The 11,484-nt window shown below is 62.3% G+C and carries 8 protein-coding genes; 1 reads left to right on the top strand and 7 read right to left on the bottom strand.

Translation table 11 applies throughout. The annotated features are described in order from the left end of the window. Positions 1 to 11 precede the first annotated feature (11 nt). The 3 genes from RS694_RS18570 to RS694_RS20575 are packed head-to-tail and all read right to left on the bottom strand — an operon-like array spanning position 12 to position 3,721. On the bottom strand, positions 12 to 1,664 hold the full coding sequence (locus RS694_RS18570; protein WP_029706545.1) for a hypothetical protein: 1,653 nt from the start codon (positions 1,662 to 1,664) through the stop codon (positions 12 to 14). Further along, the gene (locus RS694_RS18565; RefSeq protein WP_051391750.1) at positions 1,657 to 3,504 is read right to left on the bottom strand and encodes an HAD-IIIC family phosphatase; all 1,848 of its coding nucleotides are present in this window, start codon (positions 3,502 to 3,504) and stop codon (positions 1,657 to 1,659) included. The genes RS694_RS18570 and RS694_RS18565 overlap by 8 nt, the downstream gene beginning before the upstream one ends. Next, positions 3,491 to 3,721: an acyl carrier protein gene (locus tag RS694_RS20575; RefSeq protein WP_037246784.1), complete on the bottom strand. Its 231-nt coding sequence runs from the start codon at positions 3,719 to 3,721 to the stop codon at positions 3,491 to 3,493. The genes RS694_RS18565 and RS694_RS20575 overlap by 14 nt, the downstream gene beginning before the upstream one ends. A 62-nt stretch (positions 3,722 to 3,783) precedes the next feature. On the opposite strand from RS694_RS20575, the gene RS694_RS18560 reads away from it, so the two are divergent. Further along, positions 3,784 to 4,542: a TylF/MycF/NovP-related O-methyltransferase gene (locus RS694_RS18560; RefSeq protein WP_051391749.1), complete on the top strand. Its 759-nt coding sequence runs from the start codon at positions 3,784 to 3,786 to the stop codon at positions 4,540 to 4,542. A 6-nt stretch (positions 4,543 to 4,548) separates the two neighbouring features. On the opposite strand, the gene RS694_RS18555 is transcribed toward RS694_RS18560, so the two are convergent. The 4 genes from RS694_RS18555 to RS694_RS18540 form a co-directional block, all read right to left on the bottom strand. Next, positions 4,549 to 5,457: a WcbI family polysaccharide biosynthesis putative acetyltransferase gene (locus RS694_RS18555; RefSeq protein ID WP_152528779.1), complete on the bottom strand. Its 909-nt coding sequence runs from the start codon at positions 5,455 to 5,457 to the stop codon at positions 4,549 to 4,551. Positions 5,458 to 5,541: 84 nt separating this feature from the next. Beyond that, positions 5,542 to 5,757, bottom strand: coding sequence for a cysteine-rich CWC family protein (locus RS694_RS18550; protein WP_029706540.1), 216 nt, complete (start codon positions 5,755 to 5,757; stop codon positions 5,542 to 5,544). 90 nt (positions 5,758 to 5,847) lie between these two features. Continuing rightward, positions 5,848 to 7,512, bottom strand: a complete 1,665-nt coding sequence (locus tag RS694_RS18545; protein ID WP_029706539.1) for a ShlB/FhaC/HecB family hemolysin secretion/activation protein — start codon at positions 7,510 to 7,512, stop codon at positions 5,848 to 5,850. A gap of 40 nt (positions 7,513 to 7,552) precedes the next feature. Then, positions 7,553 to 11,392, bottom strand: coding sequence for a two-partner secretion domain-containing protein (locus tag RS694_RS18540; RefSeq protein ID WP_051391748.1), 3,840 nt, complete (start codon positions 11,390 to 11,392; stop codon positions 7,553 to 7,555). Between the last annotated feature and the right edge of the window lie 92 nt (positions 11,393 to 11,484).

The following is an 11,484-nucleotide window of genomic DNA, read 5'->3' as shown; positions in this document are numbered from 1 at the left end:
CGCCCAGGGCTTCAGGGGCGATCTCGATCGATACAAAGCCGCACGCTGCCGATGGGAAACAGGTCCTGTTGACAGCCTGTTGCCTCGCCTGTTCGGGGGAAGATGCTGGCGCGTATCAGGCGCTGTTGCCAAATCAGGGGCGTTTGGTCCTGGTCCAGCGAGTTACCGGGAACAATGCGTACAGCTGCGTTTTGCAGCGCGACCTCATCAAGCACACGCGAGATGGCGTTGTTTGTCGCGTGCACTGTCTGCAAGGTAGAGACGGTGGCAACACTGGTGACAATGAAGCCGCCCAATGCAAGTGCCCAACCAGCGCGGATGACCAATGCAGAAGGAGTTTTGCTGGTGGGCGGAGTGCTCTTCCACAGCAAAGGCAACACCACGGCCAGCCAAAAAGGCGCAGCCAGGCGCGCCCACCAGGAGACCGGGAACAGCAGCGTTGCGGCAACAAGGACGCCTGTCCAGAAAGGCCCCAGCCAGGCGTTATCCTGACCCCAAGCTCGCCGCGCTTGTCTGGTAGATGCGACACCTACCAGTAACGCACCAAGGGTCAGCAAACCAAAACCCGGCCCGAACCCACCTATGCGGATGTCAAACAGGGAGACGAACTCGCTGGCCGACAACGACCAGGGCCATTTCAGTTCCGCAACCTCGGCGCCGACGGGGTTGCTGCTTTTGCCAAACAGCAGGAACGACATCTTCGTCAAAGGGTCCGCCTCACGCAGATTCGCCGGTGCGGCAACCACTTCTGTGCTGGCTCCAAAAAGCTTGCCGGTTTCCAGGGGTACGGTTGCATAGGGCCGCCAGCCCACAACCACCACAGAGACGGCCAGCGTCAAGAGCACTGTGCTGGCAAGCTGGGTAGGCAGTTTGCGGAGGCTCAGCCATTCCTGGAGCAAGGTGGTGGCCACAATGCATCCGGCCCAATACAGCCCTGTGATCTTGGTATTGATGAGCAGCAGGCTGGCACCGGCAACCAGGACCAGACCGGTTCGGCGGTAGGCGGTCGGCAACAACATGGCGCCGGCGACCGCGATCACGGCCAGGGAATACACCACGCCGTCCAGCTCGAAAGTAGTCAGTTGGAGCAGCATGACCGGATTGACCTGCACAAGAACAGCTGCAATCACCAGCTTGCGCGTCCAGGCGCCATGCCATGTGCGCAGTGCCACCGTGATCAAGGGGATGCTCGAAAACGCAATGATCCAGGCCGGTGCCTTGCCCTCTTCAAACCCGGAAGTCAATGAAATAAAAAGGGCTTGCAGCGTCCAGAGCCCGTTGGGGTACACCGCAGAGAAGTACATGCTGGGGCGGGTGGTGACGGGGTTGAGCCCGTCCAATATTTCCAGTGCGCTTGGGAAGTGGATGGCCTGCCCGTCAAACGAAATGTCACGCCAGAGGGTGGCCCATACAACCGCGATCAGCGCCATCAACAACACAGAGGCTGCGGAAGTAAGCAAGACCCGCCAGGGAGGTTGCAGCGTCCAACGCACGACCCAGGCGGCAGCCACGAACGCCAGCGCGGCCGTACTGAGCGGCGCAATCGTTCCTAACGCGCGAGACACGCCGGTCATGGCAAGAAACAGTGAGAAAAATGCGATCGGCCACACGCCGAGGCTCAAACCATACTTGACCAGTATTTCGTGACGGGAGTGATCAGGCATGCGCATCTTTTACGAGGGTGTTCGGCGGGCTGGAGGGGGCCGGCTCAGCGGAGATGAAGGAGTGGAGGTCGTGGGGTGGCGCCGCAAGGTCGCGCTGCCAGAAGCGCTTGTCTGCGCCAGTGGCCGTGAACCCCAACCGCGCATACAGATCCGCGACCACCGCGTTACGGGCGGTGGGAATGTATTCGCCCAGCAGGCTTGTTGCGCCCTGTTGTTGCGCCCAACGCATCAGGCCTGCGAGCATGAATTGCTCGGCCGTGCGCGAGAACACACGGCAACTCAGCAACCAACTGTCAATTCTCAGCACGTTGTCTTCCCGCACCGCGATCAATGTGCCTATTAGCCCGTGGTCACCAAACCGGTCCTTCAGGTGGAGCGACAGGACCAGCCGGTCAGGCTGTTGCATGAAGGCAGCCAACTGCGTTTGGCTGTAACGCCGTGTGGTCACATTGAACTGGTTGGTCTTGAGTTCGAGCTGGGCCAATCGTGGCAGTTCGGCCTGCAGTGCAGGCGCCAGCCGCCCCACCATTTCCAGTGCGCGCAGATAAGACGCGAGGTCTGGTGCTTCCGCCTGGGCGATCTGTGCCTGGCTGCGCGCGGCATAGGTTGTGCTGCGGTGAAAGTCGGCGTCTGTATAACTTTGCAGATCAAACCAGTGCCCCGCCTCCAGCCGGTCGATGAATTGCGCGGGGTCGCCGCCGATGTCGATGACTTCCACTTGCGGCAATTGCTGCCGGACCAGCAGGCGTTCGGCCGGGTTGTCGTCCACGAAAACCATGGCATCCAAACCCAAGCACAGTGCTTCGGCAATCTGCTGCAGGCCGCTCGCCTTGTCGTCCCAACTGCAGATGAAGGCGGCGAAATCTTCCCGGCGCAGGGCGCTGCTGGCGTGGTCGAATCCGATGGCGGCGAGTTCGGGTGCATTCTTGCTGCAGACGGCGAGCACTAGGCCCCGTCGGGCCAGCGCAGCAATGTGCTGCTGCCAGGCGGCAAAGGCTTCACCACTCGGGCCGTGGTCGGAACCGAGGGTGATGCCCTCCAGGCCATCGTCACCGATGGTGCCGCCCCACAGCGTGTCATCAAGATCCAGCACCAGCAGCTTTTTGGCGCGACCGGTTGCAGCACGCCACGCACCCCGGAACCAGGGCAGGTAGTCCGGCAGAAAGCGTGGGTCGAACCCGAATTTTCCGGCGTAGTAGAAGCGGGGCGACGACCAGGCCAGCAGGCCAACCTGCGCTGCGAAACGGTCGGCTTCGATCCACGTGACCCGGCGCGCACCTGCTTCCAGCAAAGCGTCGTTGAGTGCTTCTATGCGGCGCGCAGCCGACGCGGGTGAGCGGCGCTCGGCCGCGCCGCGCGGCAGATGGGGTGGGGCGACAAGCAGGTGTTGAATGATGGTGCAGTTGCGCGCTTCCAGCGCTGTCCACAGCGCTTCGAACTTGCGCACCTGCTGGCGTGTTGCCTCAGCTACGGCTTCGGCCGTTGCATCCACGGGCAGTGGCAGCAGGGTCTGTCGCCAGTCGGGAACCAGCACCACCGCGTCGGGTTGGAAGCGGTACAAGCCGGAGCCCGGGTCCAGGCATTCCTGCTGCATCGCGCCATAGGGTGCGAGGTGAACCAGTGGGAGTTCGCCCTCCTGGGCGATGGCACAGGCGATGGCTTGCCCAAGCAGGTCGACGTTGAGATCACCGGTGACGGCAACCCTCCGCACGGGCTGGCCGGACAGCGTTGCATCATGCGCCAGAGCTGCAAGGGCTTCTGCGCAGGTGCTCAGGTCGATGGGCGTGGGTTTGCGCGCCGCCAGCCTGTCAACCACGGCGGCCAGGTTAGTTTGCGACATGGCGGGTGATGACTTCACGGACAGCGCGCACCGTGGTGAGCTGTTCGATTTCGCTGTTGTCCAGTGTGATGTCGTAGGTGATCTCAATCATGCTGGCCAGCAAAATGGTCTTGAGGCTGTCCCACGCGGGCACGGTTTCGGCGCCATCGTCTTCCCTCAGAGAGTCCGGGGTAACCTGGAGAACCGATGCAATCAGGGGTAGTACATCTGGATGCATGGTGGTGTATTCCTGCCCGTCGGGGCGTTTTTGTTATGGGTCGCTAAAAGTATAGTTGCGCAATGTTGCCTACCGCGTTTGATCTCTATTGGCTTAAAAGAAGCATCACCGCCACCCTGGATGCATCTGAGCCGGATGCGGAGGCGGGAGGTGCACGTTTCATCGTTGACTTCCTGCAGCATTACATCAACGGCTCTGCTATATCCATGGTTCCGTTGGCACGCTTGGATCAGTTGCAACATTGCATTGAAGACGTGATTTGTCGGCAAGTTCCTGGAGATCTTATGGAGGCGGGTGTGTGGCGCGGAGGCACTGCCGTCCTGATGCGCGCAGTGCTCAAGGCGCACGGTATCGCGGACCGGTGCGTTTGGGCCGCTGACTCGTTTGAAGGACTTCCCGAACCGGATGCGGAGTGCTTTCCGAAAGAAGCTGCCGCACACCAAGGTCCTGTGATGCGTGAGGGTTTCGGGCACTTTGCCGCCGACCTGGATGCGGTCAAGGCAAACTTCGCGCGCTATGGGCTGCTGGATTCCCAGGTGCGCTTCTTGCCGGGCTGGTTCAAGGACACTCTGCCGATAGCACCTGTGCAGCAACTGGCCGTACTGCGCCTGGATGCTGACTACCATGAATCAACCAAGGTATGTCTAGACAATCTCTACGACAAGCTGTCTGTAGGGGGCTATCTGATAGTTGACGATTACGGCGAAGATGCTTGGACGTATTGCCGAACCGCAGTGGACGATTTTCGTGCAGAACGCCGCATTGCCGATCCAATGATCAGGGTGGATAGCCGCTGTTGGTATTGGATGCGTACGCAGTAGCTGGGTCTACCACTGGGTGTTGTACTCAATGTAGTTCTGTATGTACTCATAGAACGTCCAGTTTTGCGAGTACCACCGGTAGGTCATGTCCGCTTGCCAGAAGTTCAATTCCAGCGCTTCCGCGACCATCGGATGGATCGGGATCTGCGTTTCACCCATGCCGCTAAATCCCATGGCGGCTGCCAGACACAGCTCCATGCGCTCGGCACTGCCCCCCAGGAGGGGCCGAACGGTTGCGGCCACGCGGCGCGCCAGTTCGGCCACCGCAGTTTCGGACATGTGCCCCGAAGTCCAGAACAGGTGTTCGTTGTGAAAGGAGGACTCTATGTAGTCAGCCAGCTTGACGTCGCATCGCGCGTCGTATTGATGCATGCGGTCGATGTCGCGTTGCAAACGGACATGCATGTTAGGCATTTTCTGCATGGAATGGTCCAGATAGGCGGCCACGGCGAGTTCGCCCGTGAGCCCTGCCTGTGCGATCTGCAGACCGATGATGTCGCCCAGCGGGTACCGCTTCCACGGGTAAGCCGGCTCTGGCTCGCCACGTGGCTCCGGGCATTCGAAAGGCCAAAAACAAGATACGAAGAAGCTGGGATACCGGAAGACCGGGCAGGTCGCAGGAAGCTGCGCCTTCAGCGCCAGGAGGGCAGGGTTGCCATCCCATTCCTCATGCTGCACCAACACCAGTGCGACATTGCGAAGCCAGGGTTCGGGTATGGGCCGGGCGATGTTTTCGCCTGGAAATGCATGGTTGGCTGCAAAGACAAAACGGTAATCGTCGTTCAGGTCATCCAGCGACGCCAGCATCTGGGCCAGGTAGGGCGCCTGGCAGTTTCCGTACACGATGACAGTGCGCGCCTGCTCTGTTTTGCCACCGTACGACCAGGGTGCGGGTAGAGAGGGATCAAGCGGCATGGAAGGCATCCGATCAATATTACTATGTGATACGGCGTCTTCCACCACGCCTGGATGCGGCCTTGTGCCTTGCTGGGCCAGGCGTCAGGCTGAAGTTTTCGCAGCACAGGCCGCGCACACGCAGGCCTGGTTGCGCAGAGTGTCGGGGATGCGGGCCAGCAAATCCGCGCTGAATGTGGCGTGTGTGCACCAGCAGGGCGGCTGCTTTTGCCCGGTGGCTTTTTCTACTTCCATGGCGCACTGGTTACCCTGGCCGCACAGGGGGCAGCGGTTCGGGTCCAGGGGCGGTGTGGTTGCCATGGCACCATTCTAGATTCAATGCAAAAAAGGCCTCTGGCCCTTATGGAATGTGCGCAAGCAGCTACTAATTCAATAGCAATTTCCTGGGGCTCAGAACTTGTAACCAGCGCTCACCCACGCCCTGGGGGCTGGATCGCTGCTGGTGTCGGACTGCGGTGCACCGCCTTCGGTACGCCAGGCCAGCGCGGCATCGGCGTTCCAGCCATTGTTCTGGTAACGCAGTCCCAGCCCGCTGCCGGACAAGGTGCGCTGGTTGTTGTTGGCGCCGAGTGCCGGGCGGGTGTTGACCGTGATGATTCCGCTGTCCATGAACAGGTAAGGCGTGTACAGACCCAGGGCGTATCGCAGTTCGAGCTGGGCGAGCATCGCTTCGTCGCCGCTGGCTTCCCCCGTGGGGTAGGCGCGCACGCCGCCGGGGCCGCCTAGGCTGGTCTTCTCGGACGAGTCCAGGTTTTTGCTGGCGGTCTGCATGCTGAAACGGCCCATCAGGCTCCAGCCTGCGGCCAGATTCTGCAGGCGCACCACATCCAGATTGAGCTTGTTAAAGCTGCCGCGGGTTTGGTTGCTGTCGGCGGCCGTCAGTGCCGTATCCATGCGCAGCGAGCCACCGGTCCAGGTGGCGCTGCCGTAGGTGATGCCGCCCCCGCCCAGCGTGTCGCGGCGGTCAAACTGCAGCACCAATGGGGTGGATTCGCTGGCCTTGCTCTCGTGCGTCGCGGTGCTGTCCTTGTTGTCCTGCAGCTCCTTGTATTGGTAGGTGCCAATCAGGGTAAGGTTGGTTTTCTGCGAGCGGATCAGCGGGTAACTTAAGCCCGCGCTGGAAACAATCGCCGTGCCGTTGGCCTGCAGGTACGCAAACTCCTTGCCCAGCATGTAACGCGTGTAGGCATACCCCACATTGCCACGCAAACCCGATGTGCCTAGCGGCAGGCCATAGCCCACCGAGCCCAGCCAGAGGTTTTCGTCACTGCCCAGCAGGCGCAGGCTGATCTGGTCACCCAGCGTGAAGGGGCTGTTGATGTTGAGGTTGGCGCGTGCCCGGTATTCACCGCTGTAGCGGTTGCCAAAATTGTCCACGCCTGCGTCACCGGTGATGCTGCGCTCGCGTGTGATGCGGACTTCCAGATTACCGGTGCCGGTTTCTTCGCCGGGGCGCATCAGCGCCAGGGTCTTGATGCCGGGCTGGTCGTCCAGGATCAGGGTGGCACGTTCTAGGGCGGCGGTTTCGATGACGACACCCGCCTGCAGCGAACCCAGGAACCGGTCGGCCTTGAGCACCAGCGGAGCGTCGTCGCCAACGGCCTGCACCTTGCCATAGCGCCCCTCCACGATCTGGATGCGCAGCGCCCCTGTCGTCAGGGTCTGCGGCGGCAAGAAAGCCGTGGCAAAGGGGTAGCCGGATGCGCGGTAAAGCGCACTGGTCCGTGATGCCAGTGCCTGCAGCCCGGCCAGGTCCATGGACTGGCCCACACTGCCCGCCACGGCAGCCTGCAGTGTCTCCTGCGGGATGGCCGTGTTGCCGCTGAAACGGACGGACTGCAGCACCACCTGCCCACCACCGGGTAGGGTGATGCCGGTGGGCGCTGCAGGCTGGAGCTTGAGTGGCTGGCTTTCGCGCGGGGCCGCCGGCGTTGGTTGCAGTTGCTGCAGGGTCTGGCCTGCGTCCGGTGCGGTCTGCGCGTAGGCCCCGATGGGGGACAGTGAGAAGCTCAGTGCCAGCAGGGTGCTGGTGGTCCAAACGGTATTTTTTTTCATGGAATGCAGTGGCAATCGGTACGGAAGCGGCAGGCGGTGATCAAGGGTTCTGGTTGGCATCGTTCTCCTGCGTGCTGTCAAACGCGGTGGGGGATGGCAATGTGATGCCGCCACCGGTCACAAAGACACGCATGAAGCCGAAGGGATCGATGCCGCCTTGGGCACCCTGGCCACTCTGGGCGTTGGCCAAGGCAACACTGCCACTGCCTTGTGCTGTGCTGCCTGTTGTTCCGGCTGTGCCACCCGTCACTGCCGTGTCAATGCCGGTACCAGGGAGTGTGTTTGCGGGCAGGTCCAGGAAACGCAGGCCACCATTGGTGGACAACTCAAAGTTGCTCGAACCGCTGGAGCCACCGGCGCCCGCGGGCACCGCAGGCAGCGCCACATTCACAGGTTTGGGTGGCTCTACGGGCAGCTGCTGCGCGTTCTGCACCGCCGGTGTCACGCTGGCCGTGGACGTGTTGGTGGTCGGCGTAGTGGCCGGGGTGCTGGGTGGTGTGACTACAGGTGCCACGGGTGGGGTACCACGGAACACGGCGTTCACACCACTGGTGGCGGTGGGGTTGGTGCTTTCATCCGCGTTGCCGGTGACCGTGCCATTGGCGGCAAAGACCAGCGTAGACAAGCCGGTGCTGCCGGCATCGTCGCCCGAATACAGCACGGCACGGCCACCGCTTCCGGTGGTGAAGCTGCGGCTGCCGCTGAGCACGATATTGCCACCCGTTGTGGTGGTGGGCGCTGCGCTCTTGCCCGCGTTCAGAATAATGGCAGATGCGCTGGTGGAACTGGTGCTGATGTTCTGGGACACGGTCAAATCGCCGCTCAAGGTGGCAATGTCGATGTTGCCCGTCGCGGTAATGCCATTGGTTCCGCCCACGCTGCCCACGGTCAGTGCCGTGCTGTTGGACAGAGTGAGTGAGGCGACGGTGCCTGCCACCGTGCCGATGGCATTGGCCGCACTGTCCAGCGTCACGGCGCTGGTGCTGCCATTGAGCTTCAGATTGGCGACTGCCACGGTACCCGTATCGGTGATGCTGCCGCTGCCCGTCATGTTGACGGTGAGCGCCTTGCCGTTGGCAATGGTTACGGCGCCCAGCACGGCATTGCCGCTGGTGTTGATTTCGGTATCGTTGTTGAAGCTGTAGTTGTCCAGCGTTACGTTGCCGGTGGTGCTGGAGCCAAAGACCAGTTTGCTGAACCCGGTCTTGAACAGTCCACTGGCGCCAAACATGGACGTGGGGTTGATCCAGAACGCGGTGCCGCCCGGATTGGCTGTCTGAACTGCCATGGCCTTGCCCGCGGTGCGTGGCGCAATGGTCAGAATGCCGGTGCTCTGCACGGCACTGTTACTGAAGGTGGCGCCAGAAAACACGCGGTTGGCGCTCAGGCTGTCGGCGGTGAGCGTGATGTTGCTGCTCGACGCAGTGACCGGGGACGCCACGCCAAAGCCACCTGGTAAGGTGGCGACGTACCCCACGGTGCTGTTGATCACAATGTCTTCGTAAGTGGATGCCGCGCCCTTGGTTCCGGTGATGGCAATCGGGCCGCTGCTGGCCAGCACAAAGGCATTGGGATTCAGGTGGACGCCACCGCCGAAGGTCGAATTTCTGCCACTGCCCGTGAGGGTAATGCCGCCGCCGGTTCCCGTAGCTGCCAGCACAATGCCGCTGCTGTTGGTACCCCATAAGAAGGTGCCCCAGCCGCCGCCGGTTGCGGTGCCCTGCGTAGCGTCACCCGAGAAACTGATGGCCGTAGTGTTGGTCGCAGCAGATGTAATGCGGGTGTAGCCCGACTCGCTGGTTTCAATACCGTTGCTGGCACCCGAAGTCCCCTGGGCCACTCCGGTGAATGCGATGGTGCCGGTACCGGAGTTGATGAGGTTGCTGCCGTGAAAGCGTATGCCGTCGGTGTTGGCACTGCTCGCTGCGTCAGAGCTGGAAATATTGATGACACTTACCGCGCTCTTGCCGCGCATCACGATGTTGCCGCCGCCCGTGTTGATGTCGACCTTGTCCAGCACGATACCGTTGCTGGTGCCGGTAGTGGAGCCCTGGGCATAACCGGAAGCGTTGCTGCCGCCCCCCAGAGTCAGGGAGCCACCATTGGTCGTGATGGTGGTGGCGCTTTGCGCACCGGGGCTATTGCCCTTGCCTAGCCAGACATAGCCGCCACCGGTGGCATCGCTGTCACTGTTGAGAACGACATTCAGGGCGCCCACAGAGGATGTGATGCTGGTGCCAGCATTGATTTCAATACCGTTGTGCGCTTGCAGTGTCAGCGTGGCATCGGTGCCAGCGGTTTTGGTGATGTTGGCGGTCACGCTGATGTTGCCCGCCTGGGCACCGCCGCTGCCGGTGGCGATGGTCACGCTGGTGCCGGTATTGAGCTGGGCTTCGATGTCGGTGTTCTGCACCACCGAACTGTCAGCCGCCGAGGTCCATCCGGGGAAGCCCGGGCCCGCAGTCGTGGCGCTGCTGCTGATGGTGATGTTGTAAGGGTCCAGCAGCCACTGGCCGCTGCGGCCCATGGCGGCGGAGGCATTGGCCGTGATGCCAGCTACGTCCAGCCAGTAGCCCGAGGTTTCGATGCGCCCGCCGTCGCCGCCGCGTGCGCCACCCTTGGCGCTGAACTTGCCGTAAGCCTGGGTGGTGCTGTCAGCCTTGTGGATGTCCGACCAGGCCACTACCGTGCCGCCGTCGCCCACGTCGGTGGCATCGGCCTCCAGCACGGCACCGGCCTTTACCAGGGTCTGGGTGGCCTGGTAAATGGCGGGGTTGCTGTTTTGCCAGCTGCCACCCACCAGTACCTCGCCACCGCCGTTCTTGCCGCTGGCGGTGAGGTGGGCGCCGTCTTCGACCAGCACCCGGGTGCCGGTGGCGACGATGCGCCCGCCGCTGCCGCCCTGCAGGGCGGAGGCATCCAGCGTGCCGGCGACGGTGATCTGTTCGCCCGGTGCCAGCAGGGTGATCTCGCCCCGTTCATTGGTGTCTAGCGTCTGGGCCTGGACAAGACCGGTGTGGTTGATCACACTGCGCGACAGATCGCCCAGCGCCTTGGCCGTGAGCAGCACGGTGCCGCCGTCGGCGCGGATTGCGCCGCCGTTGGTGATCAGCGCGTCCAGCGTACCTTGCTGCACCTCCAGCTTGACCGGGCCGCCCAGGTCCAGCAGCACTTGCGAGCCTGCACCCAGCAAAACCTGGCCGCGATCGGCGGTGAGTGTGCCCTCGTTGACGATGCGTGCGGCGACCAGCGCGATGGTGCCGCCGTTGTTGTTATCGCCATGGGCGGTGATGCGCCCCTGGTTGGTGATGCTGGCGTTGCTGCTGCCTTCAAACTGGTAGTTGCCGGCCATGAAGTCGGTCACGCTGAGGTTCAGCGTGGAGGCCACCAGGCTGCCCACATCCACCTGGGCACCGGGTGCAAACAACACACCGTTGGGGTTTTGCAGAAAGACGTGGCCGTTGGCGATCAGCCTTCCCTCAATCACCGAGACCTGGTGACCCAGCACGCGGAACAAGGCTACGGCGGAGGCTGAGGGCTGGATCACCTGAACGGTGTTATCCGGGCCGATGCTGAAATCGCGGACCGTCGCTGCCATGCGTGCGGACTGCTGGGTGATGGTCATCGCATTGCCACTCTGTTGCATGCTGGCTTGACCCGCCTCGACGGTGAATTCAGTGGGTAGCACAGTGGCTGCCATCGCTTGGCCCGCCAGCACCAGGGCGGTGCTTGTCAGCGCCGTTTGTCCGGTGCGCCGCAGGGTACGGGCACTGTGGCCCTTGCCGTGGCCGCTACCGATTTCGCTGACGGCCTGCCAAACCGCAGTGGTCGCATTCCAGACAAGGCGGAATGATTTGTTCAGGCTGGCGTGTGGGTGCATGGCGGTCTTTCAACGCAATTGGGAGCGAGCCAACCATGCTATGAAAGAACCGCCTGGCCCGCCTTTGCTGCGGCGTCCAATACCTTTGCTGC

This window comes from Rhodoferax saidenbachensis, from assembly GCF_001955715.1.
GTDB lineage: Bacteria > Pseudomonadota > Gammaproteobacteria > Burkholderiales > Burkholderiaceae_C > Allorhodoferax > Allorhodoferax saidenbachensis.
This window is presented reverse-complemented; position numbering and strand designations above follow the sequence as displayed.

What these genes read in the sequence shown, in the direction of transcription:
- RS694_RS18570 (WP_029706545.1), bottom strand. Translation starts at nt 1,664, where the DNA reads ATGCCTGATCACTCCCGTCACGAAATACTGGTCAAGTATGGTTTGAGC.
- RS694_RS18565 (WP_051391750.1), bottom strand. Translation starts at nt 3,504, where the DNA reads ATGTCGCAAACTAACCTGGCCGCCGTGGTTGACAGGCTGGCGGCGCGC.
- RS694_RS20575 (WP_037246784.1), bottom strand. Translation starts at nt 3,721, where the DNA reads ATGCATCCAGATGTACTACCCCTGATTGCATCGGTTCTCCAGGTTACC.
- RS694_RS18560 (WP_051391749.1), top strand. Translation starts at nt 3,784, where the DNA reads ATGTTGCCTACCGCGTTTGATCTCTATTGGCTTAAAAGAAGCATCACC.
- RS694_RS18555 (WP_152528779.1), bottom strand. Translation starts at nt 5,457, where the DNA reads ATGCCGCTTGATCCCTCTCTACCCGCACCCTGGTCGTACGGTGGCAAA.
- RS694_RS18550 (WP_029706540.1), bottom strand. Translation starts at nt 5,757, where the DNA reads ATGGCAACCACACCGCCCCTGGACCCGAACCGCTGCCCCCTGTGCGGC.
- RS694_RS18545 (WP_029706539.1), bottom strand. Translation starts at nt 7,512, where the DNA reads ATGAAAAAAAATACCGTTTGGACCACCAGCACCCTGCTGGCACTGAGC.
- RS694_RS18540 (WP_051391748.1), bottom strand. Translation starts at nt 11,392, where the DNA reads ATGCACCCACACGCCAGCCTGAACAAATCATTCCGCCTTGTCTGGAAT.